Source organism: Oceanisphaera psychrotolerans, assembly GCF_001870485.1.
Lineage (GTDB): Bacteria > Pseudomonadota > Gammaproteobacteria > Enterobacterales > Aeromonadaceae > Oceanimonas > Oceanimonas psychrotolerans.
This window is the reverse complement of sequence record NZ_MDKE01000068.1, coordinates 55,582-71,873: the sequence shown is the minus strand read 5'-3', so window position 1 is coordinate 71,873 and position 16,292 is coordinate 55,582. Positions and strand designations below refer to the sequence as shown.

General features: G+C 61.7%; 15 protein-coding genes. 6 read left to right on the top strand and 9 right to left on the bottom strand.

The window, feature by feature from the left end; genetic code table 11:
- Positions 1-2 precede the first annotated feature (2 nt).
- A complete protein-coding gene (apt, locus tag BFR47_RS16045) occupies positions 3-548 on the bottom strand; it encodes an adenine phosphoribosyltransferase (protein ID WP_071473999.1) in 546 nt (181 codons plus the stop codon).
- Positions 549-618: 70 nt separating this feature from the next.
- Positions 619-1,011 (bottom strand): YbaN family protein, encoded by a 393-nt coding sequence (locus BFR47_RS16040; protein WP_071473998.1) that lies wholly within the window; start codon positions 1,009-1,011, stop codon positions 619-621.
- Between the two features lie 377 nt (positions 1,012-1,388).
- On the opposite strand from BFR47_RS16040, the gene arsS reads away from it, so the two are divergent.
- From arsS to BFR47_RS16010, 6 genes are read left to right on the top strand one after another with little or no spacing between them, the layout of a single operon-like run.
- Entirely contained in the window at positions 1,389-2,354 is a 966-nt protein-coding gene (arsS, locus tag BFR47_RS16035) for an arsenosugar biosynthesis radical SAM (seleno)protein ArsS (protein WP_071473997.1), read from the top strand.
- 39 nt (positions 2,355-2,393) lie between these two features.
- Positions 2,394-4,607, top strand: coding sequence for an FAD-dependent oxidoreductase (locus BFR47_RS16030; protein ID WP_217645593.1), 2,214 nt, complete (start codon positions 2,394-2,396; stop codon positions 4,605-4,607).
- Positions 4,604-5,389: a DUF547 domain-containing protein gene (locus BFR47_RS16025; RefSeq protein WP_071473995.1), complete on the top strand. Its 786-nt coding sequence runs from the start codon at positions 4,604-4,606 to the stop codon at positions 5,387-5,389. The genes BFR47_RS16030 and BFR47_RS16025 overlap by 4 nt, the downstream gene beginning before the upstream one ends.
- Positions 5,386-6,057 (top strand): TIGR04283 family arsenosugar biosynthesis glycosyltransferase, encoded by a 672-nt coding sequence (locus tag BFR47_RS16020; RefSeq protein WP_071473994.1) that lies wholly within the window; start codon positions 5,386-5,388, stop codon positions 6,055-6,057. Before BFR47_RS16025 ends, BFR47_RS16020 begins: the two co-directional genes overlap by 4 nt.
- On the top strand, positions 6,054-6,668 hold the full coding sequence (locus BFR47_RS16015; protein WP_071473993.1) for a TIGR04282 family arsenosugar biosynthesis glycosyltransferase: 615 nt from the start codon (positions 6,054-6,056) through the stop codon (positions 6,666-6,668). Before BFR47_RS16020 ends, BFR47_RS16015 begins: the two co-directional genes overlap by 4 nt.
- Positions 6,665-7,765: an FAD-dependent oxidoreductase gene (locus BFR47_RS16010; RefSeq protein ID WP_071473992.1), complete on the top strand. Its 1,101-nt coding sequence runs from the start codon at positions 6,665-6,667 to the stop codon at positions 7,763-7,765. Before BFR47_RS16015 ends, BFR47_RS16010 begins: the two co-directional genes overlap by 4 nt.
- Positions 7,766-7,805: 40 nt before the next feature.
- Here the strand turns inward: BFR47_RS16010 and BFR47_RS16005 are convergent, their stop codons facing one another.
- The 7 genes from BFR47_RS16005 to BFR47_RS15975 form a co-directional block, all read right to left on the bottom strand.
- Positions 7,806-8,759, bottom strand: a complete 954-nt coding sequence (locus BFR47_RS16005; protein WP_071473991.1) for a metallophosphoesterase family protein — start codon at positions 8,757-8,759, stop codon at positions 7,806-7,808.
- Positions 8,759-10,153, bottom strand: coding sequence for a sodium:solute symporter family transporter (locus BFR47_RS16000; protein ID WP_071473990.1), 1,395 nt, complete (start codon positions 10,151-10,153; stop codon positions 8,759-8,761). Before BFR47_RS16000 ends, BFR47_RS16005 begins: the two co-directional genes overlap by 1 nt.
- Positions 10,154-10,376: 223 nt before the next feature.
- Entirely contained in the window at positions 10,377-11,378 is a 1,002-nt protein-coding gene (gene oppF, locus BFR47_RS15995; RefSeq protein ID WP_071473989.1) for a murein tripeptide/oligopeptide ABC transporter ATP binding protein OppF, read from the bottom strand.
- Complete coding sequence (gene oppD / locus BFR47_RS15990) at positions 11,368-12,342, bottom strand: ABC transporter ATP-binding protein (protein ID WP_071473988.1); 975 nt, start codon at positions 12,340-12,342, stop codon at positions 11,368-11,370. The genes oppF and oppD overlap by 11 nt, the downstream gene beginning before the upstream one ends.
- A 12-nt stretch (positions 12,343-12,354) precedes the next feature.
- Positions 12,355-13,263 carry an oligopeptide ABC transporter permease OppC gene (gene oppC / locus BFR47_RS15985; protein ID WP_071473987.1) on the bottom strand — a complete coding sequence of 303 codons (909 nt, stop codon included), beginning with the start codon at positions 13,261-13,263 and terminating at the stop codon, positions 12,355-12,357.
- Between the two features lie 13 nt (positions 13,264-13,276).
- A complete protein-coding gene (gene oppB, locus BFR47_RS15980; RefSeq protein WP_071473986.1) occupies positions 13,277-14,197 on the bottom strand; it encodes an oligopeptide ABC transporter permease OppB in 921 nt (306 codons plus the stop codon).
- A gap of 150 nt (positions 14,198-14,347) precedes the next feature.
- Positions 14,348-15,973 (bottom strand): ABC transporter substrate-binding protein, encoded by a 1,626-nt coding sequence (locus BFR47_RS15975; RefSeq protein ID WP_071473985.1) that lies wholly within the window; start codon positions 15,971-15,973, stop codon positions 14,348-14,350.
- Positions 15,974-16,292: the final 319 nt, after the last annotated feature.

Here is a 16,292-nt window from a genome sequence, read left to right as displayed (position 1 = left end):
GATTAATGACCGTCAAACTGAACCAGGCTGGTCACCCGGATGCCCAGCGCGTTCAATCGTTGCAAGCCCCCCAGGGCCGGCAGGGTTATGACAAAGGCGGCGTCCTGCACCTCGCCGCCGCAGCGGCGTACCAGCTTGATCGCCGCTTCCACTGTGCCACCGGTGGCCAGCAAATCGTCGATGATCAGCACCTTCTCACCGGGTGCAATAGAGTCCACATGAATCTGCAACCGATCCTGGCCATACTCCAGATCATAAGGCACCTCAATGACTTCGCGGGGCAACTTGGAGGGTTTGCGGGCAGGAATGAAGCCCACTCCCAGCGCCGCCGCGACCGGTGCGCCAAAGATAAAGCCGCGGGCTTCGGTACCCAGCACCTTGTCGATACCGGAATGTCGATACAGCTCCACCAGGGCATCAATCGTCGCCTTGAACGCATCGGCGCTCTCCACCAGGCTGGTGATATCGCGAAAAACGATGCCTTCTTTAGGGTAATCAGGAATGGAGGTGATGCTGTCGGCAATCAGTTTAAGGGTTTCTTGTTTCATAATAGACAGGCAGCCTTGTTAGGCCCGGACACGGCACGGGCATGGCATATAAGGTTGAATGGCGGCTAGCTTAGGGCCTAGTCTGCTTCAATGCAACCGCCGGGGAGTCGGGTACCAGGGGTAAGCGCAAAAACCACAGCAGCAGGGCCAAAAATGTCAGCACCAGCCCCACTTTGACCTGCCACAGGGGCACGATATAAATGGAAAAGCCGAAGCTGAGCGCCATCATCCACAGGGCCCGGCGCCGTACATGGGCACGCAGGCCGCGATGAGCCTGCCAGTCGCGGATCATGCCGCCAAACCAGGGGTGATTTACCAGCCAGCCGTGCACCCGGGGTGACGACTTGCCGAACAGAAATGCCGCCAGCAACACGAAAGGTGTGGTCGGCAGCACCGGCAAAAACGCCCCCAGCACCCCCAACCCCAACGAAACACTGCCAAGCAGGGCAAACAATATGCGCATAACGCCCTCCTTTCATCCTCTGCCGATAATAGCAGGAAGCGGCTCCCACTGGGAGCCGAAGCGCGAGTCCGGTTATCCATCGGGCCATGGACCGGTGTCAGGTCATCATCCCTTTCGGCTCGATACCGGAGTCATGATACCTTGCTGCCCGGTCGCTCAGGGCCGGTGTGCTCAACACTGTTGCTCAACACGATAGGCAAACAGGCTTTGTGGGATGCAACCTGGCTGTAGATACCGCATATCGCGAGCGACTGAACTCCCACATGCCCCTCTTTCCCGCTAACCTTTCCTTATTCCAAATAAATCCATAAATACTGTAATAAATTCCCGATCTACCCGGACTATATCGTCATTATCCCCCCAGTTATGGATATTCTATGAGAGACACACTACCGCTACTTGATCTGACCGACTTTCCGCCCATCCAACGGCGAGCTCTGGATACCCTGCAGGTCAATCTGGGCTATCGCTGCAACATGAAGTGTGTGCATTGCCATGTGGCCGCCGGTCCCGACCGGACCGAGATGATGGACGCCGACAACCTGGCGCTGATCCCCCAGGTGCTGAAGGCCCGCGGCCTGACTACCCTGGACCTGACCGGCGGTGCGCCCGAGATGCACGAGGGCTTTCGTGAGTTGGTCAAAGCCGCGCGGGAACTGGGCGTCAAGGTCATCGACCGCTGCAACCTGACCATACTGTTCGAGCCGGGCCACGAAGATCTGGCCGAGTTTCTCGCCGAACATCAGGTGGAGATCGTCGCCTCCCTGCCCTGCTATTCCCTGGAAAATGTCGACAAGCAACGCGGCAAAGGCACCTTCGACAAGAGCATAGAAGCCCTGATCGAACTCAACCGGCTGGGTTACGGCCAGCCCGGCTCGGGCCTGGTCCTGAACCTGGTCTACAACCCATTGGGCCCCACTCTGCCCCCGCCCCAGGAACCACTGGAAGCGGACTACAAACGGCAGCTGTTCGACCATTTCGGCATCGTATTCAACCAGCTGTTCGCCCTCACCAACATGCCGATCAAGCGTTTCGGTGACTACCTGATCACCAAGAAGCAGTTTCATGACTACATGCGTCTGCTCAAGGACAACTATGCCGCCGCCAACCTGGACAGCCTGATGTGCCGTTCGATAGTGAGCGTCGACTGGCAGGGCTACCTCTACGACTGCGATTTCAACCAGCAACTGGGGCTGCACCTGCCCGGTGGCGAATGGCCGCACCTGCGGGATCTGCTCAGCCGGGAGCTGGAAGGCCAGCCGATCCGCATTGCCGATCACTGCTACGGCTGTACCGCCGGCCAGGGCAGCAGCTGTGGCGGCGCCCTGAACGAAGACAAGTAGCACGAAGACAAACACGAATCATCGCCTGACTCTCAAGGAATCAACATGAGCAGACTCCTCGTTATCCTGCTGTTGGCCGCCCTGGTGGCCACCTTCTTCCTGTTCGATCTGGACAGCCAACTGACCCTGGACGCGCTCAAGCAGCACCAGGCCGATATCGCCGGCTTCAAGGCGGATAATCCCTGGCTGCTGGCCGGGGTATTCTTTGTGTTCTACGTACTGGTCACCGCCCTGTCGCTGCCGGGTGCCGCCATCATGACCCTGGCCGCCGGCGCCCTGTTCGGCCTGTGGCAGGGCTTTGTGCTGGTGTCGTTTGCCTCCAGCCTGGGCGCGACCCTGGCCTTCCTGGTATCCCGCTTCCTGCTGCGCGAATCGGTACAACGCCGCTTCGGCGACAAGCTCAAGGCGATCAATGCAGGGGTGGCCAGAGACGGCGCCTTCTACCTGTTCAGCCTGCGCCTGGTGCCGGTATTTCCCTTCTTTCTGATCAATATCCTGATGGGCCTGACGCCCATTAAAACGGTCACCTACTACTGGGTAAGCCAGCTGGGCATGGTGGCCGGCACCCTGGTCTTCGTCAACGCCGGTACCCAGCTGGCGGCCATCGACAGCCTGTCCGGCATTCTGTCTCCCGGCCTGCTGCTGTCGTTTGTCCTGCTCGGCATCTTCCCCTTTATTGCCCGCGCCCTGGTACGGTTGATCCAGCGTCGCCGGGTCTATCGCAACTGGACCCGCCCCCGCCACTATGATCGCAACCTGATCGTGATCGGCGCCGGTGCCGCCGGCCTGGTAAGTTCTTACATCGCCGCCGCGGTCAAGGCCAAAGTGACCCTGGTTGAAGCCCACAAAATGGGCGGCGACTGTCTCAACACCGGCTGCGTCCCGAGCAAGGCCCTGATCCGCAGCGCCAAGCTGGCCCACCAGATCAAACACGCCGACCATTATGGCCTGGAGGCCGGTACACCCAACTTCAGCTTCAAGGCGGTGATGGCCCGGATACACGACGTGATCCGCAAGATTGAACCCCACGACAGCATCGAGCGCTATACCAATCTGGGGGTCGAGGTACTGACCGGCTACGGCAAGCTGATTGATCCCTGGACGGTAGAAATCGCACTCAATGACGGCAGCACCCAGCGGCTGACCGCCCGCAGCATCATTATCGCCGCCGGCGCCCGTCCTCTGGTGCCCGAACTGCCCGGTCTGGATCAGGTGGGCTATCTCACCAGCGACACCCTGTGGGATGAATTTGCCCAACGGGATCAGCCTCCGCGCCGTCTGCTGGTGCTGGGTGGCGGCCCCATCGGCTGCGAACTGGCCCAGAGTTTTGCCCGCCTGGGGTCCGAGGTTATCCAGGCCGAGCTCGGTGACCGACTGATGGCCCGGGAAGACAGCGACGTCAGCCAACTGGTAGAAAGTGTGCTCACCAAAGACGGGGTGCGGGTGCTGACCGGCCACAAGGCACTGCGCTTCGAGCGCCGTGACGGGCGCAAGCTGATGATTGCCGAACATCGGGGTAACGAGGTAGAGGTCGAGTTCGACGACCTGCTGCTGGCCCTGGGCCGCAGTGCCCGTCTGCAGGGTTATGGCCTGGAACAACTGGGCATACAGACCCAACGCACGGTACAGACCAACGACTATCTGGAAACCCTCTACCCCAACATCTATGCCGCCGGGGATGTAGCCGGCCCCTACCAGTTTACCCATACCGCCGCCCACATGGCCTGGTACGCCACCGTCAATGCCCTGTTCGGCCATCTCAAGCGGTTCAGGGTCGACTACAGCGTGATCCCCTGGGCGACCTTCGTGGCACCGGAAGTGGCCCGGGTCGGACTCAATGAACAGGAAGCCGAAGAACAAGGCATTGCCGTTGAGGTGACCCGTTATGGCCTGGACGATCTGGATCGGGCCATCGCCGACGGCACCGATGCCGGCTTTATCAAGGTGTTGACCGTGCCCGGCAAGGACAAAATCCTCGGGGTCACCATCGTCGGTGAGCACGCCGGTGACCTGCTCGCCGAATATGTACTGGCGATGAAGCAGGGGCTGGGACTGAACAAGATCCTCGGCACCATCCATATCTACCCCACCCTGGCCGAGGCCAACAAGTATGCGGCCGGGGAATGGAAGCGAGCTCATGCGCCTGAGCGCCTGCTGAGCTGGGTAGGTCGCTACCACGACTGGCGGCGCGGCAGCCGGGGCGCCCATGCAGAGCACCCCAATGCCAAGACCCGGGAAGAGGTGTCACGATGAAAACCCTGCTGCTGAGTCTGTTGCTGATGGTGGGCCTGCCTGCGCAGGCCGCCAGTTTCAGTCACCAACCCTGGCAAGCCCTGCTTGACCGGCATCTGGTGGTACAGGATCAAGGTCGCGTTACCCAGGTCAATTACCGGACCATGGCCGCCGACCGGGCCCGGTTGCAACAGTACCTGCAGGCCCTGTCGGCTGTAGAAAAGGAGCAGTTCAACCGCTGGCCCGAGGCCGAGCGACTGGCCTTCCTGATCAACGCCTACAATGCCTGGACCGTAGAGCTGGTACTCACCCGATACCCTGATCTCGACTCCATCAAGGATCTGGGCAACTGGCTGAAAAGCCCCTGGCAGCAGGACTTTATCCCCCTTCTGGGCCAGACACGCTCCCTGGACGATATCGAACACCGGCTGATCCGGGAGCACTTTTCCGAACCCCGCATCCATTTTGCCGTCAACTGTGCCAGCATCGGCTGCCCGGCGCTGGCGCCCCAGGCCTATAATGCCGATCAACTGGAGCAACAACTGGAGCAGGCCACCCGCCTGTTCCTGTCGGACAAGAGTCGCAACCGGCTGAAGGATGACCGCCTGCAGGTATCCAGCATCTTCAAATGGTACCAGGACGACTTCAGGACGGCTCAGGGCAACAGCCATCCTCCGGCATCATTTCTGGCCCGCTTCGACCAGGAGCTGGAGCTGACGCCCGGCCAGCAGCAGGCCCTGCGCGACGGCCGGCTGTCTATCGAGTATCTCGACTACGACTGGAGGCTGAACGAGGCGCCATGAAGCTGTCCATCATCATCCCCATGCTTAATGAAGCCCCCGAGCTGCCCGGGATCCTGGCCCGCCTGCCTCTGCGTGGCTGTCACTGCGAGGTGATCCTGGTCGACGGCGGCAGCCGCGACGAGTCGGTGGCCATCGCCCGCCAGGCCGGATTCAGGGTGCTGGAAACGGCGCCGGGCCGGGCCCGGCAGATGAATGCCGGCGCGGCCGACGCCACCGGTGACCTGCTGCTGTTTCTCCATGCGGATACGGTACTGCCGCCGATGGGACTGCAGGCGATACAGACCGCCCTGACCGACGGCCAGCACCGGTGGGGCCGTTTTGATGTACGCATCAGCGGCCGCCACCCCATGCTCAAGGTGATCGCCGGGCTGATGAACCTGCGCTCCCGGCTGACCGGCATTGCCACCGGTGATCAGGCGATGTTCGTCACCCGCGAGGCTTTCACCCGGGCTGGCGGCTTCCCCGAGCAGCCGCTGATGGAAGATATCGAACTCAGCAAACGGCTCAAGCGCCTGTCGCCCCCCGCCTGCCTGTACCAACAGGCCAGCACCTCGGGCCGCCGCTGGGAAAGCCGGGGCCTGTGGCGCACCATCTGGCTGATGTGGCGGCTGCGCTTCGCCTACTGGCGCGGCGCCCCGGCCGAACAGCTGGCGAGGGCCTACCGATGAGCCAGACCCGTATTATCGTCTTCGCCAAGGCCCCCCTGCCCGGCCAAGTCAAGACCCGGCTGATCCCCGCCCTCGGCCCCGAGGGCGCGGCCCGCCTGGCGAGAAAAATGCTGTTGTCCACCCTGGAGCGTAGCCTGGCCGCCGGCCTGGGCCCGGTGGAGCTGTGCATGTCTCCCGGCCCGACCGATCCCGCCTGGCAGGGCCTCCCGCTGCCGCCGGGACTGACGCTCAGCGATCAGGGCGATGGCAACCTGGGGGAGCGTATGGCCCGAGCCGCCGAACGGGGTCTGGCACAAGCCCCTCGCGTACTGCTGACCGGCACCGATTGCCCGGCGCTGACCCCGGCCCGGCTGCGGGCCGCCGCCGAACAGTTGCATCGCCACGACATGGTCATCCACCCGGCTCTGGACGGCGGCTATGTGCTGCTCGGCCTGACCCGCTTCAGCCCCCGTCTGTTTGCAGACATCCCCTGGAGCACGGCACAGGTGGCCCCGCTTACCCTGAGCCGCATCGATGAGCTGGGCTGGTCCCTCCATCGGGCAGAGCCCCTGTCCGATATCGATGAGCCCGGGGATCTGGACCGGTTGTCCGCGCACTGGTGCAGCTCATGAGGCGGTTGATACTGGCAGGCGGCGGCCACGCCCATCTTTCCGTGCTGGCCGCCCTGGCCAAGGGGCCGCTACCCGACATCGAAGTGGTACTGGTGACGCCGGAGGTTCACCAGCATTATTCCGGCATGCTGCCCGGCTGGATCGCCGGTCACTACCGCCAGCAAGCATGCCGGATTGATCTGCGACCACTGGCCCGGGCCGGACAGATACGCCTGGAGACACAGAAACTGATTGGCCTGGATGCGGACAACCGACTCGTCACCCTGTCCGATGGGCGCAGGCTGGACTATGACCTGCTGTCGCTGGATACCGGCAGCGAAGCCGACCTCTCCGGGCTGCAGATGGCCGGTGACAAGCTATTGCCGGCCAAGCCGCTGACGCGGTTCTTTGACACCTGGCCGGCGCGGCTGGAACAGGCTCGCCACCTTCCCGAATACCGGCTGGTCGTGGTTGGTGGCGGCGCCGCCGGGGTCGAACTGGCACTGGCGGCACAACACGCCTTCACGCAAGAGCGGATCGACGGCCGGGTCACCCTGGTGTCTTCCGGTTCCGGACCGCTGGCCGGCCATGGCCGGGGGGCGCGAAAGCGCATTCGGCGGGTGCTGGCTGCGGCCGGTATCGAGCTCCATGAGCAGCGGGCGACCGGTACCGAAAAGGGGGTGATGCTGGCCGACGGCACCCGGCTGCAGGCAGACTGCGTGATCGCCGCGGCCGGGGCCAGCGCCCCGCCCTGGCTGACCGGCACCGGCCTGAAGTTGAACGAACAGGGCTATGTCGCCGTCAACAGCCATCATCAGAGCCTGTCCCATCCACAGGTGTTTGCCGCCGGCGATGTCTGCGCCCGCCAGGATGTGCCCATGTCCCGCTCCGGAGTACATGCGGTGCATGCGGGTCCGGTGCTGGCCGCCAACCTGAGGGCCGCGCTCGAGGGTGAACCGCTGAGCCACTACCGGCCCCGCCGCCATTCCCTTTATCTGCTGGCCACCGGCCCCCGCTACGCGGTGGCCTCCTGGGGACCTTTCAGTATTGAGGGCAAGTGGGTCTGGTACTGGAAAGACCATATCGACCGGGGCTTTATCCGCCGATTCAGTCGGTGATCTGTCGTACAGGTGGGCCCGAACTGGTTCGTGCCCACCATCACTCCGTTAACCTGATCGCATCTTCCACCCGGTGCCCGGGGCCATCCATAAACCGCTCCCGGTACGATGCCCAGGCGGGTGAGCCCGGGGGCCATTGACTGGCAAACCAGCTATCCCATTGCTCATCCCAGTTGATGGGGATGGCGTCGCAATAAAGCGCCCCCAGACGAGTGCCGTAAAGGCCGGGCACGGGGGACGGCCGGGTGCCGAGTCGTGTCAGCAGCCCCTGCCGGGCTCCCCTGAAATTGGGCATGCCGGCGGCACCATTGTTGACCACCAGATGGCGTTCGCCGCCGATATCGAAGTCCTGCATATAGGGCAGACAGGTATGACTGCAGGCAAAGATGCGGGCGTCTGCCAGTCCGAACCAGTCTGCCAGACGGTATGTTACCTGGCCCGGTGCCGGCATGGCCTCCACTGCCAGCTGCCAGCCGGCCAGGGACTCGGGATCGCCGTGCAGCACCTGCACCCGGTGTCCGGCCACCGTCCGTGCCAGTTGACGAGGCAGTTGCCCAAGGCGTTCCAGCAGATCGGCATGATTGGCGCCGGTCTGTTGCAGCCGGGCCATGATGGCGTTTGAGCGGATGACGGTGTCGCCCTCGACCCAGTCGGGGTAGCCGCAACCGCAGCCGGCTCCGGCAGAGGGCGCACCGAGTTCGGCCTCCACATTGCCCTGGATGGCCGAGTGTGCCAGTACCCTTTCGTTGATCTGCCGAAAAGCCCGGTCCTCCGCATTGAACCAGTTGAAGTCACCGTTGAACACCAGCTCGGGTTCGGCCAGTCCGGCAGTCACTTCCTGCCGGCACAGGGTTTCTATGGCGTCCAGTGCCGCCCAGTTGCCGTACAGGCCGCCGATGATGTAAATGCACTCCCGCTCCGGTGCCGCTCCCTGGCCCAGCTGCCGGGGATCGATGCGATAGTTAAGGGGGCAGCTTCGCCCCTCGGTGGCCATCAGGGTTGCACCTGGCTTGCGGCCCTGGGCCTGAGTCCGAGGGCAAAGCTGACCAACCCGGCCAGCAGTATACCGATGGTGATCACCAGCAGCTTGCTGTAGCTGTGCTCCACACCGAACAGCGGGCCTATCAGGTCGAGCCGGCCGCCTTTTTCGAGAAAATAAAGCACGGCACCGGCGAAGGCCGCGGCAAAGCTGACCACGAAGCTCCAGCGGGCTACCTCCCGCCCGGCCAGAATGCTGAACAGTATCACCGGGGTCAGCGCCAGCGAGGCGGTACCACTGACCGCCACCGCATCAAACAGATCCTGGCTGCCGACAAACACCAGCACCAGACCACCGAGGGCGAACAGCGCCATGGCCAGCCGGCCGCTGCCGGCAGAGGGTCGGCCCAGCCCCATGTCTACCACCATCAACTTGGAGGCGCTGGACAGGGTCGAATCCAGGGTGGAGGCGGCGGAAATCACCAGCGCCAACCCCAGCAGCAGCATGGCCGGCGTGCCAAGCAGTCGCTGCAGGGTGAGCAGCACATCCTTGTCGTCACCACCCTGCAGGCCGGCAAACACCCCCAGCAGACCGAAGGCCAGGATCAGCAGCGCCGACACCCAGAAGGCGTGCATAAAGCTGCGCCGGGTGGTGTTTCTGTCGGCCAGGAAGCCCCTGTCCATCATCACCGGGTCGTGCAGCGGATAACTCAGCACCTGCAGCAGTGCCACCACCAGCAATATCCAGCCCGGGCTACTCCAGTCCGGGCTGCTGGTCATCACGCTTTGCCAGTCGAACAAGGGGTGCAGCAGCGCCATGCCGACCAGCAGCACAATGAGGACGATAAGCAGCCCCATTTGCAGCACATCGGTACGCAACGAGGCCCGCAGGCCGCCGGTCATGGAATAGAGCAACGTCAGCCCGGACACCGCCAAAATGGCGCCGGTATAGGCGCCGGAGCCCGCCACCCCGAACACCATGCCCACCACCAGCAGGTTGGCGAACACCTCGGTCAGCAGCCGCAATGAAATCAACACATTGAAGCAGCCGCTGCCTACCCGTCCGAAACGAGCCACCAGAAAGCCCTGAATGTTGTGGACACCGTGGCGGTAACGCAGCCGGTCGACGATCAACCAGCCGGTGAGAAAGGAGCCGTAATAGACCGTATAGGCCAGGGCCCCGGCAATGCCGTAGAAATAGCCGAGAATGGCGGCATTGAGCAACGAGCGGGCAAAAATCCAGGTGGTCACTTGGGAGAAGGTCAGGGTCAGCACACCGGGGGCGCCGCCCTGCTCGTCGCGTCCGCCGAAGAACCCCTCGGCGGTACGCACCCGGGGGGTCAGCAGCAGGCTGACCAGCCCGATCAGACACAGGATGCCGATCAGGCTGGGAAGGTGAATATTGGTCATGGCCTTTCCTTGAAAGCGTTAATGGCTCGAACAGGGTAAGTCGGGCTGGCTGAACCCGGCGTGTTTTAAGGGTAGACGCGGCCAGGACGCTTTTCTTACACTCGCCAAACAATTTCATTCCCCATCCCTGAGGCCGACCCGGTTCGGGCCCACAGGGTCAGGCGAGACTCGCCGCGACCGGTGCGGTCTGTAACCCGGTGGATCCTGAGGCATTCGGGTCATTTCAGCCCTCGCTGTCCACCTTCACCTTGAGGCAGGCCACCTGATGCGGTGCGCAGCCTTCCAGCACGGGCCGGGTCTCGGCGCAGCCCTCGTCCGCCAGCGGGCAGCGGGTGCGAAACACACAACCGGAGGGCGGATTGATCGGTGACGGCAGGTCGCCGTGCAGGATCTGTATCTGCTTGTTGCGTTCATAATCCGGATCCGGCACCGGCACCGCGCTCATCAGCGCCTGGGTGTAGGGATGGGTGGGCCGCTCGAACAACGCCTTGCCTTCCCCCAGCTCCACCGCATGGCCCAGATACATCACCAGCACCCGATCGGAGATGTGTTTTACCACCGACAGGTCGTGGGCGATGAAAATAAGCGACAGCCTCATCTCCCGTTGCAGTTCCTTCAGCAGATTGATCACCTGAGCCTGGACAGACACGTCCAGCGCAGAGACCGGCTCGTCGCAGACAACCAGCCTCGGCTTCAGGATCAACGCCCGGGCGATGCCGATGCGCTGGCACTGGCCGCCGGAGAACTCGTGGGGGTAGCGATTGATCACATTGGGCAGCAGACCGACTTTCATCATCATGTCCCTGACCTTGTCCTTCACTTCAGCCTTCGGCATCTGCGGGTAGAAGGTGCGCAACGGCTCGGCGATGATGTCGCCTATGGTCATCCTGGGATTGAGCGAGGCCAGCGGGTCCTGGAAAATCATCTGGATTTCCTTGCGCTTTTCCCGAAACGCCTTGTGGTCGAGCCGGGTGAGGTCCTGTCCCAGCCAGACCACCTCGCCAGCACTGGCCTGTACCAGACCGATCACCGCCCGGGCCAGGGTAGACTTGCCACAACCGGACTCACCCACCACCGCCAGGGTTTCCCCTTCAAACAGCGTGAAACTGATGCCATCCACCGCCTTCAAGACCGCGGGTCTGGACCTGGGCCAGGCCCGCTCCCCCCTGATGTCGAAGTGCACCTTGAGCTCGCGTACCTCCAGCAGTGGCTTTTTATCCGACATTTTCCGCCTCCCAATCCCAATGGCAGGCACGCTGGCGCCCGTCCCCGAAGCGGGTCAGCGGCGGCGCCTCACTGAGGCAGATGTCATGCACCCGGTGGCAGCGTTGCTGGAACGGGCAGCCTGCCGGTAGCTGAAACAGGTTGGGAGGGTTGCCGGGAATGGTCGGCAGTACCTCCCCGCCCGTATCCAGCCGCGGAATCGCCCTCAGCAGCCCTTCGGTGTAGGGATGGCTCGGTCGGTAGAAGATGTCGTCCACCGGGCCAACTTCCATGGCCCGGCCCGCATACATAACCAGTACCTTGTTACAGCTGCCGGCTACCACCCCCAGGTCGTGGGTGATCATGATGATGGCGGTGTTGAACTCCTGTTTCAGCTCGTTCAGCAGCGTCATGATCTGGGCCTGGACGGTCACATCCAGGGCCGTGGTCGGTTCGTCGGCGATCAGCAGCTTGGGGCCGCACAGCAGGGCCATGGCGATCATCACCCGCTGGCGCATGCCGCCGGAAAATTCGTGGGGAAACATCCCCATACGCTTGCGGGCCTCGGGGATCTTCACCGCATCCAGCATGCGAACGGACTCCTCGAAAGCCTGGGCCTTGGTCATGCCCTTGTGCAGCCTCAGCACCTCCATCAGTTGGGGACCCACCTTCATATAGGGGTTGAGCGAGGTCATGGGATCCTGGAAGATCATCGCGATCTGCTCGGCGCGGATCCTGTTCAGCGCGGACTCCGGCAGATTCAGCACTTCCTGCCCTTCAAAGCGGGCGGAGCCGGAGGTGATGCCGTTCCTGGCCAGCAGCCCCATGATGGCGAAGGCGGTCTGGCTCTTTCCGGAGCCGGACTCCCCCACTATGCCCAGGGTTTCTCCCGCATCCAGAGAAAAATTGAGGTCGTTGACGGCCACCACATGGCCGTCCGGGGTAGAAAATTCCACCCGTAGATCGTTGACTTCCAACAGCGTCATCGACGGTATTCCTTAACGGTCTTTCGGATCCAGGGCGTCACGCAGACCGTCCCCGAGGAAGTTGAAGCAGAACAGGGTGGTCACCATGAAGCCGGCCGGGAACAACAGCTGCCACAGGGCGATTTCCATCGTCTTGGAACCTTCATCCAGCAAGGCGCCCCAACTGGTCATCGGCTCCTGTACTCCCAGGCCGAGGAAGCTGAGAAAAGATTCAAACAAGATCATGCCGGGCACCAGCAGGGTGGCGTATACGGCCACGATGCCGAGCACATTGGGTACGATGTGCCGGGTCACGATGGTGGCCTTGCTGACGCCGCAGACTTCCGCCGCCTCGATAAACTCCTTGCGCTTCAGGCTCAGGGTCTGGCCGCGTACGATACGCGCCATATCCAGCCAGCTGACCGCCCCGATGGCGAAGAAAATCAGCAGAATATTGCGGCCGAAGAAGGTCACCAGCAGGATCACGAAGAACATAAAGGGGAAAGAGTAGAGGATCTCCAGCAGCCGCATCATCACCCGGTCGGTGCGCCCACCGATAAAACCGGAGACGGCGCCGTACAGGGTGCCGATGATCACCGCCACCAGGGCGCCCATCAGCCCGACCATCAGCGAGATGCGTCCTCCGACCAGGGTACGCACGAACAGATCCCGGCCCAGCGAGTCGGTGCCGAAGTAATGGCCGTTCTCCAGGCTAGGGGCCGCCATCATGGCGCCCCAGTCAGTATCGTCATAAGCATATGCAGACAGGGAAGGTCCCACCAGCACCAGCAAGGTGATCAGGGCGAGGATGATCAGGCTGGCCAGCGCCGCCTTGTTGTGGAAGAAACGGCGTCGGGCATCCATCCACAGGGAGCGTCCCTCCACCTCCAGTTGCCCGGAGAACTGTCCGAGGCTGTCACGTTTTTCTTTGGTTACTACCATGATGCGCTCCGGCTTAGTAACGGATCCTGGGATCGATAAAGGCATAGAGGATATCGACCAGGGCGTTAAAGGCGATGGTCAGCGCGCCAACCAAAATGGTCAGCCCCAGCACCATGGAGTAGTCCCGGTTAAGGGCGCCGTTAACAAACAACTGGCCGATACCGGGCAGGCCGAAGATGGTCTCGATGACCACCGAGCCAGTGATAATGCCGACGAAGGCAGGCCCCAGATAAGACACCACCGGCAACATGGCCGGCCGCAGGGCGTGCCGGAGGAGGATGTGGCGCAGGGGCAGGCCCTTGGCTCTGGCGGTGCGGATAAAGTCGGCGCTCATGGTTTCTATCATGGAGCCCCGGGTTATCCGGGCGATGGCAGAGATATAATGCATCATCATGCCCACCACCGGCAGGATCAGGTATTGGGGCGCGCCCTCGTTCCAGCCACCGGCCGGCAGCCATTTGAGGGTGATGGCAAATACCAGCACCAGGATGGGGGCCAGCACGAAGCTGGGGATCACCACCCCGACCATCGCCGTCGACATGGTGAGATAATCAATCCAGCTGTTTTGCCTGAGCGCCGCCACCACGCCCAGTGTCACCCCGAACAGCACAGCGCCGAAGAAGGCATACAGGCCGATTTCGGCGGACACCGGCAATGCCTGGCTCACCAGATCGTTGACGGAAAAGTCCTTGTATTTGAAGGAAGGACCCAGGTCGCCCTGCAGCAGGTTACCCAGATAGCCGAAGTACTGCTCCAGCACCGGCTTGTCCAGCCCGTATTTGGCCTCGATATTGGCCAGCACCTCCGGGGGCAGGCTGCGCTCCGAGCTGAAGGGGTTGCCCGGGGCAAACCGCATCATGAAGAAGGAGATGGTGATCAACACCAGCAGGGTGGGAATGGATTCCAGCACCCGCCTTACCATAAATTTAAACATGGTCGTGCCTCAAGGTCATTGCAGATTGCTCTGTTATCGCGATTAAGCGCCCGGATGCCGCCCCTCCGCGCCGGGGATGGAACGGTGGAGCCGTATTCCTGACATGTCCGTATTGGGGACCGACTACTGTTGTACCCTGACAACGGCAACTTAGTGGGCCAGGATATACATATCCTTGGAATAGAGATTATCCAGCGGGTTGTTGGGATAACCGCCCACGTGCTGCTGCACTAGGCGGGCCTTCACGTACTGGTAGATGGGCGCGATAGGCATGTCTTCGGCGAGGATTTCCTCGGCCTGGGCATAGTTGTCGTTTCGGGCCACCGTGTCGACAATGGAGCGGGAAGACTTCATCAACTCGTCATACCTGAGGTTGGAATACTTGCCGTCGTTGTTGCCATGGGTGGTCTGCAGCAGATCCAGCATGGAAGACGCTTCGTTGTAGTCGGCAACCCAGCCGGCCCGGGCAACATCGAAGTTACCCTGAGTCTTGGTATCCAGGTAAGTCTTCCATTCCTGGTTCACCAGTTCCGCCTCGACCCCCAGGTGCTTCTTCCACATGGAAGCCACGGCCACCGCCACTTTCTTGTGGTTGTCGCTGGTGTTATAGAGCAGTTCCAACTTCAGCGGTTTGTTCTTGCCGTAGCCGGCCTCGCTCAGCAGCGCCCGGGCCCTGGCATCCAGTTCTTGCTGGGACCAGGTCGCCCACGCCAGCTCGGGCGGAGTAAAGCCGTCGACGATCTCCGGGGTCATGGTATAGCCGGGTTTTTCCCCCTGCCCCATCACCAGATTGGCGATCACCTTGCGGTCGATGGCATAAGATAGCGCCTTGCGCACCCTTACATCGTCGAAAGGTGCCTTCCGGGTGTTGAACTGGTAGTAATAGGTGCCGACATAGCCGGCGATCCTGACCTCTTCCGGCTGTTCTTTGCTCAGGCGCTTGAAATGCTCTATCGGCATCTCGTAGGTCATATCCAGCTCGCCGGCCAGGAAACGGTTCATGGCGGCATTCTGGGACGCGATGGGCAGATAAGTCACCTTGTCGATCACCGTCTTGTCGTTGTTCCAGTACTGCTCGTTACGGACCAGTTCAACCTTACCATTGACCACCCAGTCGGCCAGGGTGTAGGCACCGTTTGAAACCATATTGCCCGGCCTGGTCCATTCGTCACCGAACTGTTCGAGCGACTTCTGGTTGACCGGGTAGGTCGTGGTGTGAGCCAGCATGGTCACAAAATAAGGCACCGGCTGTTCCAGCCTGATCTCCAGCGTTCGCTCATCCAGCGCCTTGACGCCCAGGGCGGCGGGTTCTTGCTCACCTTTCAGGATGGCGCTGGCATTGATGATGGTGGGTATCTCCAGGTACCAGGAGTAGGGAGAGGCGGTTTCAGGGTCAATCGCCCGCTTGAAACTGTACTCGAAGTCATGGGCGGTCACCGGCTCGCCGTTGGACCACCTGGCGTCGCTGCGCAGGTGGAAGACATAGTGCTTGTTGTCTTTGGTTTCCCAGGTCTCCGCGACGCCGGGCAGGGTTTCACCGTTGGGGCCGGATACCACCAGGCCTTCGAACAGGTCACGCTGTATATTGGACTCGGGCACGCCTTCCGTCTTATGGGGGTCCAGGGTGGCAGGCTCCGCGCCGTTACCCTTGATCAGTTGCTGCACCCTGGCCAACTGGGTGCCGGCGGGTACGTTCGCAGCCCAACTTTGCCACGGCATGGTCATCAGGGAACCGGCCAGTATCGACGTTGCCACTACCGTTTTTTTCAGCTTCATTCATCTTACTCCATCAAGAAACCCGCCCGATGCACCGCCAGGATAACCATCAGGAAAGTATAGCCAAATGAGACAACATCAATACAATAACGACCAAAAACCAGATGAATCAGCAATAAAACAACGAAAACATTAATAAAATGACACTTTTCAGGTCAATAAAACCAATAAACCTGAAGGTGAATCATATGTAATAAACAAGAAACAATGAAGACATAAAAAATAAAGATTTTATGTCCTGTAACCGTCTGGGCAGCCGGTACCTGGCCGGCATCCGGCTCGAGGTTCCACAACAACAGATCGGACAGTGCGGCGCCGA